The following is a 20084-nucleotide window of genomic DNA, read 5'->3' as shown; positions in this document are numbered from 1 at the left end:
TTAAATTGCATGCGAAATTACAAAAAAATAGTGGAACAGAGATTGTTCTGAATTCTAAAAAGTGTTAATTAGTTGATTCATTTCAAAAGTTACTATTTTTAATTTGATATTTGTCTTTCATAATCGTGTTTTTTTTAATCAAAACGCTTGTAATTCAGTTTAATGGATCGTTACAATGAAATTTTAAAAAAATATTGGGGCTATGAAGGTTTTCGACCCTTGCAGGATGAGATTATAAAATCTGTTGCTGCCGGGAAGGATACGCTTGGATTAATGCCAACAGGAGGAGGGAAATCTTTAACTTTTCAGATTCCTGGTTTGGCAGTGGAAGGAATATGCATTGTTGTTTCCCCTTTGGTGGCTTTAATGAAAGACCAGGTGCAAAATTTAAAGGACAAGGGAATTAAGGCTGAGCTTCTTTATTCGGGTTTATCGCTTAAAGAGATTGAAATTATTTTGGATAAATGTTTGTTTGGCAATATTAAGTTTCTGTATATCTCGCCCGAGCGAATTGGTTCCGATTTATTTCAAATTAAATTAAGACAAATGAATGTTTGTCTTATGGCTGTGGATGAATCGCATTGTATATCGCAATGGGGATATGATTTTCGGCCTGCTTATTTAAAAATCACCAAGCTCAGGGAATTACTGCCAGAAGTGCCGGTATTGGCTTTAACCGCCACTGCAACACCTGATGTTGTGAATGATATTCAGGATAAATTAGAATTTAAGGAGAAGAATGTTTTTCGAAAGAGTTTCGAACGTAAAAATTTAATTTATTTGGTTCGCGAAGTTGAAGATAAAAACAGGTATCTATTAAAAATATTCAGTAAGCAAGGTGGAAGTTCGGTGGTGTATGTTCGAAGCAGGAAAAGATGTAAGGAATTAGCCGAGTTTCTAAAAACAAATAATATCAGAGCGGAGTTTTATCACGCAGGTTTGCCAAATGAGGTGAAAGATTTTCGTCAGGATCGATGGAAAAGGGGCGTTGTTCAGGTGATGGTAGCAACCAATGCTTTTGGGATGGGAATTGATAAGGCAGATGTGCGAACTGTGGTTCATATGGATTTGCCGGATTCGCTCGAGGCTTATTTTCAGGAAGCCGGTCGTGCGGGTAGAGATGGGAAGAAAGCTTATGCCGTATTGCTTTATTCGAAACCCGATAGAGTACAATTATTAAAACGAATTTCCACTTCTTTTCCGGAAATAGATACAATAAAAAGAGTGTATCAATCGGTGGGGAATTTTTTACAAGTTGCCGAAGGCGCAGGAAAGGATGCTGTCTTTGATTTCGATTTATCTTTATTTTGTCAGAATTTTAAATTTAATGTGCTGCAGGCTTTTAATAGTTTAAAGGTACTTGAAAGAGCAGGATATTTGGAACTTACCGATGATTTAGAACACGAGTCGAGAATCCATTTTCGAATGGAAAGAGATGATTTGTATAAATTTCAGGTTGCCAATAAAGATTTCGATGCTTTTGTAAAAGTGCTTCTTCGATCTTTTACTGGTTTATTTACCGATTTCGTTCCTATTAATATTGATTTGTTGGCAAAACGCACGAAAACTTCCAAGGAGTTAATTGTGAAATATTTAAAAGAGCTATCTAAATACAGGGTAATTCAATACATTCCCAGAAAGAAAACTCCTTTCATAATTTTTACACAGGAACGCTTGCCACAAACTTTTATAAAATTCACAAAAGAAGTTTATCAGGATCGGAAAGAAAATTTATCTCAAAAAATTAATTCGGTGATTAATTACGCTGAAACGAAATCCATCTGTCGATCAAAATTTTTGTTGGAGTATTTCGGACAAGCTTATGCTCCAGCCTGCGGGCAATGCGATGTTTGTAAAGAGCTAGATGGTGGGGTGATTAGTAAGGATGAATTTGCTTCTATCTCCCAAGAAATTGGGATGATAATGGGAAAAGAAATTGTTGCGGTGGAGGCAATTATTAAGGCTTCTAAATTCAAAGAAGAAAATGTAATGGAGGTAATTCGTTTCCTGAAAGATAATGACGAATTGGAGTCTTTAGATGGCAACAGGCTTCGTAGGATTTCTCCCTAAGGCTTGTTTTTATTCTTTTGTAAGCAGTACTATCTTGTTATTCTGTCAAATATTAGCAAAATCTTGTTATTTTTGCATGCTTATAGTATTATATAGAAGATGAAAGATCAATTTGACCATATCGTATATTCAAAAAATGTGATCGAGTTTGTAACGATCGCAAACGAGTTTTGTTTGCTGTTGGAAACTAGTGGAAAGATTACGAAGATTGAATTTATTGAAACTGCACAGAAACTATTGCCTTTATTATACCTAAAGGCATGTTTGTTGCCTAAAAACGAAACCGAATTAGAGGAAGAAATTGAGAAATTTGTTTCCGAAGCAGATTGGGAATTTATTCACTCTTCTGTGCAATCGAAAATGGGAGCTCACGACCAATATTTGGAAGTATTCGAAAAGGATATGGAATATAGTGAAACGCCTGTGATTGCTTCTGTTTCGGAAAATTTTGCCGATATTTATCAAGATTTAAAAGATTTTCTTACTTCCTACCGAATAGGAAGTTTGGAGGTGATGAACGAAGCCTTGTGGGATCTAAATAACAGTTTTTATCAACATTGGGGACAGAATTTAGTAAATTCACTGCGGTCCATTCACAATTTAGTCGCCAGAAACGAAAACCTTGACGAAGAGATTGATGATTCGGATGGCACAGGATTAGACAATATCGACTTAAGTGACTCTATCTTTTCCCAGCGGAAAAGAGAATGGGGAGAAGAAGATTAATAGATGGGAAAATAAATTCATGTTTTCCGAAGAAAAAGACATAATAGATGTTACCATTTCAGAAATCAATTACTAAGGAAGAAGTAAACGAGTTGCCTTTGCAGGCTTTCGACGGAGAAATCATTTTGGTGGATCAAGGCGAGGAGCTGCAAGACGCGGTGCAGTATTTGAAAAAGTTTCCCATTTTGGGATTTGATACCGAAACGCGACCGTCGTTTAAAAAGGGGAGAGTGAATGGTGTAGCCTTACTACAATTGGCGGCTAATTCAAAAACTTTTCTTTTTAGGGTAAATAAAATAGGATTACCGGAACCATTGGTTGATTTGCTTACTGATCCAGAAATTATAAAGGTAGGAGCAGCTATAAAAGATGATATCCGAGGATTGCAGAAATTGAACGATTTCGATGCCAATGGATTTTTGGAGTTGCAGGAGTATGTTTCTAAGTTTGGAATCGAAAGTTTTTCTTTAAAAAAACTATCTGCAATAGTATTAAATTTCAGAATTTCGAAACGCCAACAGGTTTCCAATTGGGAAGCAGAAGAACTAAGTGCCGGACAACTGAAATATGCAGCTACCGATGCGTGGGTATCCCTTAAAATATTTGAAAGATTAAAGGCTTCAAAAACAAAATAAGCAAAGCTTTGTGAACTGAGTTTCTCTGCAGTAACTATACTGGTTAGAGGAGTTTTAATTATTATTTTTAAGGAGAAGATCGACGGGAGGAACAATTCCGATTCGAATTTTCTCTGTTCAAAAAGAAAAGAAATTTCCAAAATGATAGATTATCCAAAAGTTATCCTAAAGCAAGGAAAAGAACATTCTATTAAACGATTTCATCCCTGGATTTTTTCGGGAGCAGTAAGTAGAGTGGACGAGGGGCTGGAAGAAGGAGACTTGGTTGCTGTTTATTCGGCAAAAGAAGAATTTTTAGGGATTGGGCATATTGCTATCGGTTCCATTGTGGTTAGAATTATTTCCTTCGAGAAAGTTGAGATCAATCAGGATTTTTGGGTAAGGAAATTCAACTCGGCCTGTAACATGCGTAAAGCAATTGGCTTGTATGGAACAGCGGATAATAATGTTTGTCGTTTGGTACATGGCGAAGGAGATGGATTATCAGGATTAATAATTGATTTTTATGCCGGAACTGCTGTTATTCAGTGTCATTCGGTGGGAATGTATTTGCATCGCGAAGAAATTGCAGAAGCATTATTAACTGTTTTGGGAGATGATTTAAAAGCAGTTTACGATAAATCGGAAGGAACCATTCCTTTTAAATCGGGAATTGAGCCAAAAAATGAATATTTGTATGGAAATGCAGATTCTTTTGTTGCTTTGGAGAATGGATTAAAATTTAATGTGGATTGGCTAAAAGGACAAAAAACAGGATTTTTTATCGATCAGCGCGAGAACAGAAGCCTTTTGGAACAATATGCTAAAGGAAGATCGGTTTTGAATATGTTTTGTTACACCGGAGGATTCTCATTTTACGCCATGCGTGGAGGTGCAGAATTAGTACACTCTGTGGATAGCTCGGCAAGAGCAATTGAGATTACAAAAGAAAATGTGGAACTAAATTTCCCTGGGGATACTCGTCACGAAGCATTTTCGGAGGATGCATTCAAATATTTGGATCGAAGCGCAGGGAAATACGATTTAATTGTGTTAGATCCACCGGCTTTTGCAAAACACAAGAACGTGTTGTCGAATGCCTTAAAAGGGTACAAACGATTAAATACCATTGGATTTGAACAAATTAAAAGTGGGGGAATTCTATTCACTTTTTCATGTTCGCAGGCGGTTAGCAAAGAAGATTTTCGAAAAGCCATTTTTGCAGCAGCCGCAAGTGCAGGAAGAACCGTACGAATTCTTCATCAGCTAACACAACCGGCCGATCATCCTGTAAACATCTACCATCCCGAGGGAGAATACCTAAAAGGTTTGGTTTTATATGTAGAATAGTCTAAGTACTTTCACAGAGGAATGGGTAAAAGAATACTCCGTTTTTTGTATCTTCCCTGTCGCTTGATATTTAGTTGGTTTTCAGATTTGAAAACTCAGTCATCAATAAGTAAATCGAAAAAAATTGAAGTTTTCTGAATTTAACTTTACACCTGAATTAATGGATGGATTGGATTCCATGGGGTTCGAAACTCCTTCTCCAGTTCAGGAACTTGCGATTCCGCAAATCATCGACAATAAGGATTTAATTTGCTGTGCTCAAACAGGTACCGGGAAAACGGCGGCCTATTTGCTGCCAATAATGGATAAAATACAAAAGAACAAAATTGACGGTTTTAGTACTTTAATTTTGGTGCCTACCCGCGAGCTGGCGATGCAAATCGATCAGCAAATGGAAGGCTTTGGTTATTTTGTATCCATTACCTCGCTTTCGGTTTACGGAGGTGGTGATTCTTCGGTTTGGGATCAGCAAAAAAAAGGATTAATGGAAGGCGCAGATATCGTAATTGCGACTCCAGGACGAATGATATCTCATTTAAGTTTGGGTTATGTGAATACCTCTAAACTAAAACATTTAATTTTAGATGAGGCCGATAGAATGCTGGATATGGGATTCTACGATGATTTAATGCAGATAATTGGTCATTTGCCAAAAGAGCGTCAGAATTTAATGTTTTCGGCTACCATGCCACCTAAAATTCGCGAACTGGCAGGAACCATGATGAATAATCCAGAGAGCATTAATATTGCGATCTCGAAACCTGCTGAGGGTGTTTTGCAGGCAGCCTATATGTTGCATCCAGAACAAAAAATTCCCTTGATAAATCATTTGCTGTCTGGCAAAGACATTAAGAGTGTTATTATTTTCTCTTCAACCAAGCTGAATGTAAAAGCAATTACCAAAGAGCTTATTAGAAATAAATTTAAAGCCGCTGGCATTCAATCGGATTTAGAGCAAAAGGAGCGGGAAGATGTGTTGCGCGAATTTAAAAATCGCAAGCATCAAATATTGGTGGCTACCGATATTATTGCCCGAGGAATTGATATTGATTCCATCGACCTGGTAATTAATTTTGATGTGCCACGCGATGCCGAAGATTATGTGCATAGAGTGGGAAGAACCGCTAGAGCGGAAACCGAAGGAGTTGCGATTACATTAATTACTCCGAAGGATCAGAACGATTTTAAAAAGATTGAAGATTTAATAGAATCTTCGGTTTATAAAATTCCTGTTCCGGCAGAATTAGGAGAAGCTCCGGAATACAATCCTAAATCTTTTAAAGCAGGCGGAAAGAAGAAGTTTTTCAAGAAAAAGAATTTCAAAAAAAAATAAACCCAAGCTAAACGAACCCAAATCATGACCCATTCGAAAGTATACGATATGATTGTTGTGGGCGCTGGCATTAGCGGATTAAGTCTCGCTTATCAAGTCGCTCAAAAAGGAAAACAAGTTCTTGTATTAGAGAGTGATAATAGAATTGGAGGTTGTTTAAATACCCATTACCACGATAAAAATGATTTTTGGGTGGAAATGGGTGCGCATACTTTTTATGCATCCTACACCAACCTGATTGCTTTGATTCAAGCTTCCGGATTAGAAGCGAGCATTGAACCAAGAGCAAAGGTGGGAATGAAAGTATTTACCGATCGGCACGAGAAAATTATGTCGGGAGTAAATAAATGGGAGCTGTTTACCTCCGCACCGAAATTATTTTTCTCGAAGCGCGATGGTAAAACAGTAAAGGAATATTTCGGGAATATTGTTGGCAAAAAAAACTACGAAAAGGTGTTTAACCGCATGTTTAGTGCTGTAATTGTTCAGAATGCAGACAATTTTGCGGCCGAATTTTTCCTGAAACGACGCAAAACAAAAAGTAAGGAGCATCCGAAAAGTTTTATCCTGCAAAAGGGAATGCAAAGTTTTATGAATGCATTGGCCCAATCGGAAAATGTAACAGTGCTTACCAAGCAGAAAGTGCTTTCGCTTCGCAAAGAGAATGGTGTGAGCCTAAAAACGGAATCGGGGGAAGAATTTACTGCAAAAGATATTGCTTTTGCAGTTACTCCATCGGTAGCTGGGGATTTATTGACCGATGTGCTACCCGCTTTAGGAGCTAAACTGAACGAATATACTACCAAAAATATTCTGTCGAGAACTATAGTTCTGCCCAAGGAAAAATTGTCTTTCGATCCGGTTTCCTTTATTATTCCTTTGCAGGGAGCCTGTTTATCGATGGTAACCAGAGACGTGATGGAACACGAGGAATCGAGAGGATTTGCTTTCCATTTTGAAGAGGGTAAGGCATCTGCCGAAGAGCAGGAAGCTGTAATGGCGAAAATGTTAGGTATCGATGCATCGAAAATGGGAAGTTCAATACTGGCAAATCACCGCTTGCCGGTTTTAGACTTAGGACACAAGCAACGAATTCTGGATATCCAAAAATTAGCCGAACAAGCAGGAGTTTATTTGACCGGCAATTATTTTAACGGTCTTTCGTTAGAAGATTGTGTAGAGCGTTCGACAAATGAATGTAAAAGATACTTAAGAAATAATAGTTAATAGGCGCAGTGATCTCAAATCTCAGGTCTAATATCTCATATCTAAAATAATGAAAAAATATATCGATCACATAACGAAAAGCTTGCAGTTGCAGGCTTTTCAGGTTGAAAATACCTTGCAACTTTTTACCGAAGGTGCTACTTTGCCATTTATTTCCCGTTATAGAAAAGAGATGACGGGTAGTTTGGATGAAGTGCAAATTGGCAATATAAAAGAAGAGCTTACCCGATTAACAGAGCTCGATAAACGTCGCGAAAGCATTCTGGATTCTATCGAAAAGCAGGACAAGCTAACCGACGAGTTGAAGCAACGCATTATGGCTTGCGAAGAGCTAAATCAGTTGGAAGATATCTATTTACCCTATAAGCAAAAACGGAAAACCAAAGCGGTAAAGGCCCGAGAAAAAGGACTGGAACCATTGGCAAAAATTCTGATGAAGCAGGAGGAACGTGATGTAGAAAGTCGTGCCACCCACTTTTTGAATGATGAAGTGCCAAATGTCGACGAAGCATTGCAAGGAGCCCGCGATATAATTGCCGAGTGGGTGAACGAAAATGAAGTAGCCAGAAATTCGGTGCGAAGTATCTTTCAGCGCCAGGCCATTATTCGTTCGAAAGTAGTAAAAGGAAAAGAGGAAGAAGGCGAGAAATTTAAAGATTATTTTGAGTCGGAAGAGCCTTTGAAACGGGTAGCCTCGCATCGTATATTGGCTTTGCGAAGAGGCGAGGCCGAAGGAGTTTTGCGTGTGAGCATTGCTCCCGACGAGGAGGAAGTACTGGAACGTTTGGATCGGCTTTTTGTAAAAGGAAATACCTCGGCAGCCCAGCAGGTGGAACTTGCCGTAAAAGATGCTTACAAAAGATTGTTGGGATCGTCGCTCGAAACCGAATTTGCAAACAGCTCGAAGGAGGCTGCCGATAAGGAGGCCATTCGGGTATTCTCCGAAAATCTACGACAGTTACTCCTTTCATCGCCGTTAGGGCAAAAAAGGGTTTTGGCTTTAGACCCCGGTTACAAGAGTGGTTGTAAAGTAGTTTGTTTAGATGCGCAGGGAAATTTGCTGCACAACGAAACAATTTATCCACATCCGCCGCAAAATCAGGCTAGTATGGCAGCTAAAAAGCTGACTAATATGGTAGAGACCTATAATATTGAAGCCATTGCTATTGGAAACGGAACAGCGAGTCGCGAAACAGAACGTTTTGTAACCAACTTGCATTACGATCGCAAGGTACAGGTTTTTGTGGTGAGCGAGGCTGGAGCGTCTATTTATTCGGCATCGAAAGTAGCACGCGAAGAGTTTCCCGAATACGATGTTACCGTGCGTGGCGCGGTTTCCATTGGCCGTCGCTTAATGGATCCACTGGCCGAGTTGGTGAAAATTGAAGCAAAATCGATAGGCGTGGGGCAATATCAGCACGATGTAGATCAGAATTTATTGCAGCAAAGTCTCGATCAGGTGGTAGAATCCTGTGTAAACAAAGTGGGCGTGAATTTGAATACCGCCAGTAAGCATTTGCTGAACTATGTATCGGGCTTAGGACCACAATTGGCACAGAACATTGTCGATTACCGTGCCGAAAACGGAGCTTTTACCACTCGTAAAGAAATATCCAAAGTGAAACGAATGGGAGCAAAAGCATTCGAGCAATGTGCAGGATTCCTTCGAATACCCAATTCCGATAACCCTTTAGATAACTCCGCCGTGCATCCCGAATCGTATGGTATTGTGAAGCAAATGGCGAAGGATTTAAAATGTTCGGTGGCCGATTTAATTGCCGATAAGGAATTGCGTAAGCAGATTGATCTGAATAAATATGTAAGCGATGAGGTTGGATTGCCTACCCTTAAAGATATTATTGATGAATTGGAAAAACCCGGGCGCGATCCGCGAACCATTATTAAAGTGTTCCAGTTTAAAGACGGAATTTATAAGGTAGAGCAGTTGGAAGTAGGCATGGAGTTGCCGGGAATTGTAACCAATATCACCAATTTTGGCGCCTTTGTAGATGTTGGTGTAAAGCAGGATGGTTTGGTTCACATCTCACAACTGGCAAACCGCTTTGTAAGCAATCCGGCCGATGTGGTTCAACTACATCAGCATGTTACGGTGAAAGTAACCGAGGTCGATGTTGCCCGCAAGCGCATTCAGCTATCGATGAAAGACTGCGAACAGTAAATGAAAATAACCTACATCCCTCGAATAATTTCGGGGGATTTTTATTTGTAATCGTTCATTATGGGGTTTCCCTTCGGGGCAGGCTTTCCATTTCAACTCCTCGCTCGTTCCTCGCTGTGGGGTTTCCACTACAATCCTTAACCCGCCGGCATAACTATTGCCTTTCCTTAGTTGGGGAAAACGCCAAACAAAAATGTAATGCCTTTCCCCGGGTTTTTGAACTGTTAAAACGGAATGGTATTACTTATTTGGAACGCGGAATATTCCAATTTTTCCAATACTTTTGTGAATCGAGACTTAAAAATAAGAAAGCATGGAATTTAACGATCAGGAAGTAATTATTGATTGTCCGCATTGCAAGGGCGAAATTATTGTAAATATTTTAGAAATAACCAATCACCACACGGTTAGCTGTCCAAAATGTTTAAAAAAAGTCGATTTAGCAGCGAACGATCCTTCTGCAAAATTAGGAGTTACTAAAACCTATATGCCTTTCGAAGGTTTAGGCGATTATCTGAAACAGGTAGAGGAGAAAAGAAAAAAGAAATAATATCACTACTGTCCGACTAAATAATGAGCATGCATGGCAAAGAACTTTTTTCACTTGTTTTTACACTGTATCGCCACCTACGGGGCTCTTTTTGTTGATTGTCTGTCAGCTACCATATTCTCGCTCCTCTGGAGCTGTTCAAAATCCCGAAGGGATGTTAATATGGTAGTAGTCAATTAATATCAAAATAAGAAGTGCTGTGAGCACGAAAGAAAATAATAGAAAAGAATTTTAAAGCAGGAGGCAATTACCTCTGTGTACCTCAGAGCTCTCTTTGGTGGAAAAAAAGTAGTGGTTTGGGGAAAGAAAATAGTTAAAATCGAAAAGAGACATTCCGAAAAGAAATGCCTCTTTGTTGCTCTAACGACGATTAACATCTCCACCGCTCGAATCACTAACCTTAACTTTGGTTGGATTCCCGTAGTAGCTCACATCGCCACCCGAACTAGCGTTTGCCTCAATTTCTTCCGAAGCATAAACACTAACATCGCCACCGCTTGAGGCTTTTGCTCTGCAGCTTCGGGCAATCAATTCTTTGGCTTGTAAATCGCTGCCACTACTTGCTTTTCCCGTAAAAAAATCAGCTTTCCCTCGAAGCGTGGCGTTGGCACCAGAGCTAACCGAACAGCTTAATTCTTTAGCATTCAATTCCAATTTTGCATCGGCACCACTACTTACCGAAATGTCTAAATTTTCAAGCTCTAAGGTGTTTCTGCTTTCAAAATCAGCACCACTCGAAACATTTATTTCATTTATATTTACCAGCGTTACATAAATATCCATTTTAGTTGCCCGGCGAATAGTACCATTTACTTTAAGAATTAGTTCGTTTTCTTTTACTTCGGTAACAATATATTCCAATAGGTTCTCGTCAGCTTCAACAGTCACCGATTCTTTATCGCCCTGAAGCACGTATACATTTAGACCCATACTTGCCGATATTGCAGAGAAGGATCCAACTTCACGATCTTGTTTTTGAATGTTTCCGTTTCCTTTTTCGCCCCAGAATTGAGCACTTGTATTTCCCGATAAAAGGAAAGTAAGACCTACAATAAGAAGAGAGGCCTTTTGAATGATTTTTTTCATAAGAATTGTATTTAAGTGAAAATGTTAATCGGTATATAGGACGCTACGAACAAGTTTTAAGTTACAGCTCCATAAAAAAAAGCAGAGATTCATAAGAATGTCTGCTTTAAATAATTCGAAGTAATGACGATAAAACACACTTAAGCGTTGCACCAAAACTTAATTTTTGAGAAGTGGGCTATAAAGCTCATTTTTAGTATATATCCAGAAGCAATCGTTTCTCTTTTTTCATCTTTTTTACATATTCCTCCGCTTTTTCGATACTCATTCCACCTTCCTTCCTAATAATATCCAATAAGCAAGTTTGAACCCCTTTGGCCATGTTATTTTTGTCGCCACAGATGTAAAAATGGGCATCATTTTCGAGCCATTGAAATATTTCTTTCCCTTTTTCTTTCAATCGGTGTTGCACGTAGTCTTTTTCTTCCTGATCTCTCGAAAAGGCAAGGTCTAATTTCTGAAGTATTCCTTTTTTAAGGAGTTTTTGCCATTCCGTTTGGTAAAGAAAATCCTCTGTAAGTCGCTGATTTCCGAAAAACAACCAACTTTTTCCTTTGGTGCAATTTTGCTCTCGCTCCTGTAAAAAGCCTCGGTATGGTGCGACTCCGGTTCCTGCTCCCACCATAATTAGCGGTTTACTTTCATCATCCGGCAAACGGAAAGCCTCATTTTTTTCGATGTAAATAGGTATATGATCGCCAACCTTAATTTCATCGGAAATGTAACTCGAGCAAGCTCCGTTTCTGTCGCGCTTTTTGCGATTGTATCGAACCGAGGCAATGGTAATGTGAACCTCCTCAGGATTTGACTTCGGACCCGAGGCTATAGAGTAGAGGCGTGCATACAAAACCCGAAGAGTGGATAGAAATTGATCGCTGGTAATTTCTCCCTTATAATCCTCCAGTAAGTCATAAGCATCGGCACCATGCAGGTAATTTTCCAATTCTATCTCATTATTCAGCAACAGTTCCAGCTCCTTATTGTGCACTATGGCATTGTATTTTTCCAGTACTTCGCGATTTAAAACCGTAATTTCCAATTTATTTTGCAATGCTCTAAACAGGCTTACTTCTTTTTCGCCAAGGCTAAGCATTCGTTCCGGATCATCTTCTAGCTTGTCAATTAGTAGGTCTACCAAATCAATAGGGTTGTTGGGCAAAATGCCAATACTATCGCCGGCTTGATATTGTATGCCCGAATCGGCCAAAGCAATTTCTACATGGTAAATTTCTTTTTCAGAATTGGGAGTGGTAATTCTCACTTTATCAAGCACTTCGGCATAGTAGGGATTTGTACGGTTGAATTTCTTTTTAGTACTTGCAGTACTCCCCACAAATGCCGACTTGCTTGCGTTAGGAAACAAGTTCTTTAATTTGTCAAGCACTTTGGTCATCCATTGCTCAGCTACTTCTTCGTAAGCAACATCGCTGGTTTCAACAGGAAGAATTGCTTTAGCACCCAATTCGGTAAAACGTTGATCGAAGTCGATACCAGTTTGGCAATATTTTTTGTAGGTTTTGTTTCCTAAGGCCAAAACAGCATAATTCGTATCTGTTAATTTTGGAGCTTTGCTATCGTGCACATATTCGTAAAATTCTTCGGCCTGAATGGGAGCTTCGCCTTCGCCATGGGTACTTACAATCAGGAAAAGGTATTTCTCCTTTTCCAAATCCGTTTTAGTGTAAAAGTCAAGGCCTTGTATCTTCGCATCAAAACCAAGGGACAAAAGTTTATCTTGAAAATCCATAGCTATTTCTTTGCTATGCCCGCTATGCGTTCCAAACAAAATAGTAATACGTTCGGAAGATATTTCGGAAGCAATTTCGAGGGATGCTTCGCTCTCCTTTTTTTTATCGATGTTTTCGGATAAATATTCCTTTACCCAAACCAATTGGTCGGTGGTTAAATTTTGTGTCAACCGTTCGAGTTGAGACAATTGGTCTTTATTGATTTGAAATTTTGTTTCCATTATAGTTGTCAATAAATATATTCTTGGAGTTTGTTAGTAGATCATTGCTTTGGATATAAAAAAGCCTTTTTGCTATAGCAAAAAGGCTCTTGAGAATATTCCAATATCTAATTCGTCAATTTAAGCTCATCCTTTATGCATAACAATACTTTCTATGCACATACAACATGTTGTACACATAAACAAAGACCTTTTGTTATTTTGAAGAAAGTTGCTGATTGCTAAAAATAGGATATAGTAATCTGTTTATCTGATACAAGTTTAGACAGAAATTTTTTGTAATCCAACAGGAAGAGAATAAAAAAAAGACCTATTTGTCTTTTTTATTTATTCTTTTCAAGAAATCTTAGCCGGAGAATTACTTTTTCCGGCTTTAATGAAAGGGGAATTTTGAGTTTTAGTAGCTTATTTATCTTTCACGATTCAGGAAGACAAATGCTTTCACTTCCAAAAAGATAAGATATAATTAACAGGAAATGATTGATTTTGTACTTCGGTTCTTCTAAACTTGTGGAAGTAATTTACGATAGCATTCTAAATGTACATCGGGAGGAGGCAAGAGATAAATTTATTCGTTTTCCTAAAAAATACTCTCAGGATGGTGATGTGGCAATTAAAATTGTCGATTTAGGAATAGAGAATAATTTTTATGATTTTATTTTAGACGATATGTCTATTTATTGCAACAAAAAGGAGGTGAAAATGCTGTTTGTTTTTGGTCTGAAATTGGTATTGAAAAAGCTATGGATGAGGAAAATGATTGTGAATTATGAGTATCAAAAAATAAAAAAAACGAAATAAAAAAATTGTTAAGTCTATTTTGTTGCTTGGAGTTCAATCTCTTCCTATATTTACACCACGAAATTAAATTAAAAATTATGCTCCCAAAGTTTTTATTAGCAGACAATTCACAAGAGTTACCAGACACTCTTTTTATTGTTCACACTCGTACACCAAAGTGTATTATTGAATGTGATGTGGAAGATTTTAACTCCAATCAAACAGTTTATTGGTTAGAGGAAACCCCGGAAGATAAAAATCTTATTGAAGATTTGATGGACGAGGCGGAAACCTTCTATAACGATGAGTTAGATAATCAGGAAGACCTTTACGACGAAGAGTTTGATGATTAATTTGGAGTAACTGTTTCGGACTAAAATTTAGGTGGATGTAGCTTAAATGAAAGTGTGAAATAAAAAATAAAGTATATGTCAAAAAGAATGAGACGATCATCGGATAAGATGATTGCAGGCGTTTGTGCAGGAATAGCTGAATATTTTGGATTAGATGTTAGTCTGGTTCGTATTCTTTATGTATTGATTTCCATTTTTAGTGCAGGATTTCCTGGCATATTAGTTTATCTTATTCTTTGGTTCATATTACCAGATAGTTATTAGAAAATACATTCGGAATATATATAAGGAGAAGGGCAAGTGCTTTTCTCCTTTTTTCATGCCCGATTTTTGGCTGATTTAACGAGCCATTTATCAGTCAGAATCTGTGTTTAACAACACTTGATAAATAAGATAATTATCATGATTTCTGCCTTCTTTTTCTTCTATTTTTGCATCGATTTTAAACACACAAGAGGGAATACGGATCGAAATAAAAAGGAAATTTATTTTAAAAAGGACACTCTCTTTATACAAACAACAACACCTTAATTATTTTTACTGATGAAGTTTTTTAAATCTATCGTTTTGATAGGATTATTACTAATCTGCGGGGGAGTAAAAGCAGACAATTTACCATCAAAAACCAAGGTAAATAGTAGGATTGATTTGGTTAGTCGACATTTGTGGCGCGGATTCAATAGTGGAACAGCACCAACCATCGAGCCTACCATCGAATTGCAAAGCGGAAAGTTTACTGTTGGTGCCTGGGGAGCCTACTCGTTCGACGAGAGTTATCAGGAAATCGATTTGTATTTGCAATACAACACACCACTATTTCAATTTAGTTTATTCGATTTTTATTGTCCGGCACCTGATTTTTCCAATTCAAAGTTTTTTGATTTTGATAGCAGGCAAAGTGTACATTTATTCGATATTTCGACGAAATACAAAGGCTGTGAAAAATTTCCAGTTTCGATAATGGCATCTGTTTTATTTTATGGTGAAATGGATCGCGATGAAAATAATGACCAACAATATTCTACCTATCTTGAATTTGGATATTCAAATTTTATTGGAGGAAAAAAATTCTCATGGGCGGTGGGCATGACTCCTTTTAAAGGGATGTATGACGATACCATTAATGTTGTGAATATGAACATGACAATGTACAATACCATTAAATTTACAGATCAGTTTTCATTGCCTGTAAGGGGCGGTCTTACTTTGAATCCGGTTAGCGAAAAATTATTTTTAACTTTTGCGATTACGCTGTAATCTATTCTCTAAAATATTGTAAAGGCTACTTTTTGCAGCCTTTTTTTGTGCAGTGAATTCTGCTATTAAAAAAGATTTAGTGATATTTAAATTTCGAAACAAAGCACGGCATTAAATCTAGAATTAATAACTTATGACAGCATTAGAAAAGGTGAATGAATTTCACGAAGCATTTGGTGTAAATGTTGAAAAAGCACCAGTAATTCCTGCAAAAGAAAGGTGTGAATTAAGACAGAATATCATTCAAGAAGAGGTGGATGAGCTGAAAGAAGCATGGAAATCGGGTAATTTAGTGGAGGTGGCAGATGCACTAGCAGATATTCATTATGTAATTATGGGTACAGTACTTGAATTTGGTCTTCAGGACAAGTACGCAGAAATTTTTAACGAAGTTCATCGAAGTAATATGAGTAAATTAGATGAAAATGGGAAGCCAGTCTATCGGGAAGATGGAAAGGTAATTAAATCAGAATTGTACTCGAAACCAGAAATTGGAAAAATATTAAAACTTGAAGACAAATAGCTAGCCGATGAAACTGCAGAAATATCATATCGATGCTTTTACCAATAAATTGTTTGGAGGTAACCCTGCTTGTGTAATTCCATTAGAGGAATGGTTGCCTAATGAAATTATGTTGTCCATTACAAAAGAGAATAATTTAGCCGAAACTGCTTTTTTTGTGGCGCATGAAAATGATTTTCAGATAAGGTGGTTTACTCCTGAAGTAGAGATGGATTTATGCGGGCATGCAACTTTAGCAACGGCTCATGTAATCAAAAAACATTTAGGATATACTGGCGAACTTATTCGTTTTCAGTCGGCAAGTGGAGAATTGCAGGTAAGTTTCGAGGCCGGTAAATATGTACTTAACTTTCCTTTTCGGATGCCAAAAGTGGCAATATTGCCCGAAATTATTAAGGAGAGTTTAAATATACAGCCCAAGGAAGTTTATTTGGCCAGAGATTATGTATTGGTTTACAATTCGGAAGCGGAAATAAAGGCTTTGCGCCCCGATAAAAATAAATTGGAGCAAATCGATTTAGGCCATGGAGGAATTGTTTGTACAGCTTTGGGAGACGAAGCAGATTTTGTATCCAGATTTTTTACTCCTGGAGCGAGTATTTTTGAAGATCCAGTTACGGGATCGGCGCATTGCAGTTTAGTTCCTTTTTGGAGCAATCGGCTGAAAAAGAAAGATTTACTAGCTCATCAGCTATCCGATCGTCATGGTGTTTTATTTTGTACCAATAAGAAGGATCGCGTTCTGCTTCGTGGAAATGCCGTTACCTACAGCGTTGGAGAAATTATATTACAACAGTGTGAAAGGGATTAGAGTGAAGAAATTAAAATGAAATTATGCCAAAAGTATATATAGAAGATCAGGTTTTTGAGAAAAAAAATTATACCTCGGAGGCTTTACCTAAAGGAGAGTATGAGAATTGTCGTTTTGTGAATTGCTCATTTGCCAACAGCGAATTGTCCGAGAACATTTTTCTCGAATGTGAGTTTGAAGAATGCGATTTAAGTCTGGCTAAATTAAATTTTACTGCTTTTCGCGATGTACTTTTTAAAAGTTGTAAAATGCTAGGACTAGGATTTCAAGATTGTAATCAATTGCTGCTATCGGTGCAGTTTGAAAATTGCCAGTTGAAACTAGCTTCTTTTTACAAATTGAAATTAAAGGGTACTAAATTTAGGAATTGCAATTTGCAGGAAGTAGATTTTTCCGAGACGGATCTCTCCGGATCCATACTAGATGATTGTGATTTGAGTAGAACTGTTTTCGAATATACAAATATTGAAAAAGCGGACTTACGAAGTTCTTTTAACTATCTAATTAATCCTGAAATCAATAAAGTAAAAAAAGCAAAATTTTCCTTGTCGGGAGTAGCAGGTTTATTAAGTCAGTTCGATATCGAAATTGAATAAATAGAAGTAGGCTGTTTTGGTATTTGAAACAGCCAAATAATTCTATAATTTTCATTTTTTTTAAATAGAAGTTCATTATCTGTACAGGCAAGTGTACTTATTAAGAACAAGGCATTATCTCGTGCATTGTTATAAATGTGCTTCATATTTTAATTTGCTATTTTATAGCTTTATAAGCTCGTATAGCTTACTATTTTATTGCATTGGTTAAAATACAAAAAAAACACCCCAAATGTTGTGTCCAACTTTTGGGGTTCACTTCATCTCTTCGTTGTGGATTTAAATATCTCCGGGATGTTCTTTCGAAAATTTATCCAGATAGGTATTCATAGTTCCTTTCATGTCTTTATGAAGCATTAATATTCCTACTAAATTGGGAAGTGCCATTAGTGCAATGGTAATCCCCGAAAGGGTCCAGATAATGGTTGTATCTGCAAAAGAGGCAATAAAGAATGCAATACAATAAATTATTCGATAGGGAAGAACACCTTTAGCTCCGAAAAGATAGGTTACCGATCGGCCTCCGTAATATGCCCATGCAATTGCTGTTGAAAAGGCGAATAGGAGTAAACCAATAGATACAATCCATTTTCCCCATTCTCCCAATAAACTTCGTGTGAATGCTTCGGCAGTTAAGGGAGCCGAATGCACTAATGAATTTCCTTCGAAATATGTCTCGTTATCGGATATATTTTTACCGGATTTTATGGTAATGACTCCGGAAAAGGCTTCATCATTTAAATTATAGACTTTAACTTCTTCGGCAATGGAACGAGAGTTGATAATAGAAAGAGGATTTTGAATAATTCCATTTTCTACATTCAATTCTCCATTGAATACTGGTAAATCTGATTTTCCAATTAAATAGTTATAAAGCTTTTCTTGATCCTCCTCATTAGAATCGTCATACTGGTCGGCCATAATTACCATATCGGTAGTTTGAAAACGGTTGGGAAGTTTTTCTTGCCAAACTCCCGATGATAGGATTACTAAACCAGTTAAGGAACAAATAATAATAGTATCAATAAATGGTTCTAGGATAGCAACCATTCCTTCCGATACGGGTTCTTCGGTTCGGGCAGCGGCGTGAGCAATTGGAGCAGAACCTTGTCCGGCCTCATTACTAAATAAACCACGGTTTACCCCACGGTTAAATGCATAAGCAAAACCAGCTCCTAGAAAACCACCTGTGGCTGCTGTGCCGGTAAATACATTTGCAAATACCGAAACCAAAGAAGGAACAATATTTTCGTAATTGTACAAAATTACAGATATCGCACCAACAAAATAGATTAAAGCCATTGCTGGAACCAACTTGTCGGTAACTTTCACAATTCTTTTAATTCCTCCTAAAATTACAAAGGCAAGTAATACGGCCAATACGGCTCCAGTAATCATTTGATCGAAACCAAAAGTAGAATAAAGCGAACTAGATATGGAATTTATTTGTGGCAAACTACCCGTTCCAAAAGAGGAAACAATGGTCATTGCGGCAAAGAAACCCGCAAGCCAAGGCATTTTAAGTTTGTTTTTCATGTAGTACATCGGTCCACCGGAAATGAATCCTTTTTCATCCGTTTCGCGATACTTATGCGATAGGGTAACCTCAACAAATTTAGTGGTCATACCCAAAAAAGCAGTTACCAGCATCCAGAATAAGGCAGCAGGTCCTCCCAAATAAATAGCAAAAGCAACACCGGCAATATTACCGGTTCCAACAGTTCCAGAAAGTGCCGTAGTTAAAGCTTGAAAATGTGATGCATCTCCTTTTTCGCCGGGCTTATCGTATTTTCCTCGAACTACTCGTAAAGCGTGCTTAAAAAATCGAATTTGTGGAAACTTAAGGTATATGGTGAAGAAAACACCAGTGAAAAGTAGCAAAAGAGTAAACCAATTGCTTCCTCCTAAATAGATTTCAATTCCGGCTAAAAAGTCGTTTAGTTTGTGCATAAAAAATAGGGGATTAGTAATTTAAGCTTGATAGATTTATTTAAAATCTCCCTAAGATAAAGGATAATTTTTAAAAGACAGCAAGGAATCAACAAACTAGTAAGGTTTAAGTTTGAATGTGTAGATAGCGTTTAGAATATATCTATATAATCATAATTTATTTGATAGAGACGTAACATAAGAAATGCATTTCTTATATTTATTTTTAATATAACTAAATAGGGAGTTTTCCTTCATCTAAAATTTTTACTCATGACAGAGATTCTTGTAATAATTCTTATTGCCGTATTTATCTTGTTTTTACTATGGAAAAATAAGAAGAGTGCTTGGAAAAGTCCAACGACACCTTTTCCGAAAGAATGGAGAATAATTTTAATTGATAAAGTTGTATTTTACAATGCACTTTCGATGGAAGAGAAAAATCGTTTCGAACATAAAATTCAGGAATTTTTATTGAATTGCCGAATTACAGGAATTAATGTAGAGGTTAATCTTACCGATAAAATTTTGGTAGCATCAAGTGCAATTATTCCCATATTCGCATTTCCAGAATGGAAATATACCAACCTTTTTGAAGTACTTCTATAATACCCTAAGAAAATTAGACCAGGAGCTTAATTGAAAAATAATGTAAATTAAACTCATGGAAAAAATGAAAAGAACACGTCGTAAATTTAGCTCAACATTTAAAGCAAAAGTTGCAATAGAAG

General features: G+C 37.3%; 19 protein-coding genes. 16 read left to right on the top strand and 3 right to left on the bottom strand.

The window, feature by feature from the left end:
- The first annotated feature begins 162 nt into the window (after window positions 1-162).
- The 8 genes from BZG02_RS00095 to BZG02_RS00060 all read left to right on the top strand — a co-directional run bounded on the left by BZG02_RS00095 (window position 163) and on the right by BZG02_RS00060 (window position 10049).
- The gene (locus BZG02_RS00095) at window positions 163-2070 is read left to right on the top strand and encodes a RecQ family ATP-dependent DNA helicase (protein ID WP_101259376.1); all 1908 of its coding nucleotides are present in this window, start codon (window positions 163-165) and stop codon (window positions 2068-2070) included.
- Window positions 2071-2169: 99 nt separating this feature from the next.
- The gene (locus tag BZG02_RS00090; RefSeq protein WP_101259375.1) at window positions 2170-2796 is read left to right on the top strand and encodes a DUF5063 domain-containing protein; all 627 of its coding nucleotides are present in this window, start codon (window positions 2170-2172) and stop codon (window positions 2794-2796) included.
- Window positions 2797-2843: 47 nt separating this feature from the next.
- Window positions 2844-3431: a 3'-5' exonuclease gene (locus BZG02_RS00085; protein ID WP_101259374.1), complete on the top strand. Its 588-nt coding sequence runs from the start codon at window positions 2844-2846 to the stop codon at window positions 3429-3431.
- Between the two features lie 141 nt (window positions 3432-3572).
- On the top strand, window positions 3573-4760 hold the full coding sequence (locus BZG02_RS00080) for a class I SAM-dependent rRNA methyltransferase (RefSeq protein ID WP_101259373.1): 1188 nt from the start codon (window positions 3573-3575) through the stop codon (window positions 4758-4760).
- A 124-nt stretch (window positions 4761-4884) separates the two neighbouring features.
- Window positions 4885-6093, top strand: coding sequence for a DEAD/DEAH box helicase (locus BZG02_RS00075; RefSeq protein WP_101259372.1), 1209 nt, complete (start codon window positions 4885-4887; stop codon window positions 6091-6093).
- A gap of 24 nt (window positions 6094-6117) precedes the next feature.
- Window positions 6118-7320, top strand: a complete 1203-nt coding sequence (locus BZG02_RS00070) for a protoporphyrinogen/coproporphyrinogen oxidase (RefSeq protein ID WP_101259371.1) — start codon at window positions 6118-6120, stop codon at window positions 7318-7320.
- A gap of 49 nt (window positions 7321-7369) precedes the next feature.
- Window positions 7370-9499, top strand: a complete 2130-nt coding sequence (locus tag BZG02_RS00065; RefSeq protein ID WP_101259370.1) for a Tex family protein — start codon at window positions 7370-7372, stop codon at window positions 9497-9499.
- Between the two features lie 313 nt (window positions 9500-9812).
- The gene (locus tag BZG02_RS00060; RefSeq protein ID WP_101259369.1) at window positions 9813-10049 is read left to right on the top strand and encodes a hypothetical protein; all 237 of its coding nucleotides are present in this window, start codon (window positions 9813-9815) and stop codon (window positions 10047-10049) included.
- 360 nt (window positions 10050-10409) lie between these two features.
- Here the strand turns inward: BZG02_RS00060 and BZG02_RS00055 are convergent, their stop codons facing one another.
- The gene (locus BZG02_RS00055; protein WP_101259368.1) at window positions 10410-11135 is read right to left on the bottom strand and encodes a head GIN domain-containing protein; all 726 of its coding nucleotides are present in this window, start codon (window positions 11133-11135) and stop codon (window positions 10410-10412) included.
- A 193-nt stretch (window positions 11136-11328) separates the two neighbouring features.
- A complete protein-coding gene (locus BZG02_RS00050) occupies window positions 11329-13104 on the bottom strand; it encodes a diflavin oxidoreductase (protein WP_101259367.1) in 1776 nt (591 codons plus the stop codon).
- Between the two features lie 510 nt (window positions 13105-13614).
- Between BZG02_RS00050 and BZG02_RS00045 the strand changes: the two genes are divergently transcribed.
- The 7 genes from BZG02_RS00045 to BZG02_RS00015 all read left to right on the top strand — a co-directional run bounded on the left by BZG02_RS00045 (window position 13615) and on the right by BZG02_RS00015 (window position 17424).
- Window positions 13615-13905 carry a hypothetical protein gene (locus tag BZG02_RS00045; RefSeq protein ID WP_101259366.1) on the top strand — a complete coding sequence of 97 codons (291 nt, stop codon included), beginning with the start codon at window positions 13615-13617 and terminating at the stop codon, window positions 13903-13905.
- Between the two features lie 77 nt (window positions 13906-13982).
- Entirely contained in the window at window positions 13983-14237 is a 255-nt protein-coding gene (locus BZG02_RS00040; RefSeq protein ID WP_101259365.1) for a hypothetical protein, read from the top strand.
- Between the two features lie 75 nt (window positions 14238-14312).
- Window positions 14313-14501, top strand: a complete 189-nt coding sequence (locus BZG02_RS00035; RefSeq protein WP_101259364.1) for a PspC domain-containing protein — start codon at window positions 14313-14315, stop codon at window positions 14499-14501.
- 279 nt (window positions 14502-14780) lie between these two features.
- Window positions 14781-15494 (top strand): hypothetical protein, encoded by a 714-nt coding sequence (locus BZG02_RS00030; protein ID WP_101259363.1) that lies wholly within the window; start codon window positions 14781-14783, stop codon window positions 15492-15494.
- 133 nt (window positions 15495-15627) lie between these two features.
- Window positions 15628-16017: a pyrophosphohydrolase domain-containing protein gene (locus BZG02_RS00025; protein WP_101259362.1), complete on the top strand. Its 390-nt coding sequence runs from the start codon at window positions 15628-15630 to the stop codon at window positions 16015-16017.
- Between the two features lie 7 nt (window positions 16018-16024).
- Window positions 16025-16828 carry a PhzF family phenazine biosynthesis protein gene (locus tag BZG02_RS00020; RefSeq protein WP_101259361.1) on the top strand — a complete coding sequence of 268 codons (804 nt, stop codon included), beginning with the start codon at window positions 16025-16027 and terminating at the stop codon, window positions 16826-16828.
- Between the two features lie 23 nt (window positions 16829-16851).
- Window positions 16852-17424, top strand: coding sequence for a pentapeptide repeat-containing protein (locus tag BZG02_RS00015; RefSeq protein WP_101259360.1), 573 nt, complete (start codon window positions 16852-16854; stop codon window positions 17422-17424).
- A gap of 279 nt (window positions 17425-17703) precedes the next feature.
- Here BZG02_RS00015 and BZG02_RS00010 read toward each other — a convergent pair whose 3' ends face one another.
- Window positions 17704-19374: an alanine/glycine:cation symporter family protein gene (locus tag BZG02_RS00010; protein ID WP_101259359.1), complete on the bottom strand. Its 1671-nt coding sequence runs from the start codon at window positions 19372-19374 to the stop codon at window positions 17704-17706.
- 252 nt (window positions 19375-19626) lie between these two features.
- On the opposite strand from BZG02_RS00010, the gene BZG02_RS00005 reads away from it, so the two are divergent.
- The gene (locus tag BZG02_RS00005; protein WP_101259358.1) at window positions 19627-19962 is read left to right on the top strand and encodes a zinc-dependent peptidase; all 336 of its coding nucleotides are present in this window, start codon (window positions 19627-19629) and stop codon (window positions 19960-19962) included.
- Window positions 19963-20084: the final 122 nt, after the last annotated feature.

The organism is Labilibaculum filiforme (assembly GCF_002843315.1).
In the GTDB taxonomy this organism is placed as follows: domain Bacteria; phylum Bacteroidota; class Bacteroidia; order Bacteroidales; family Marinifilaceae; genus Labilibaculum; species Labilibaculum filiforme.
The sequence above is the reverse complement of the archived record's forward strand: the minus strand, read 5'-3'. Positions and strand labels throughout refer to the sequence as shown.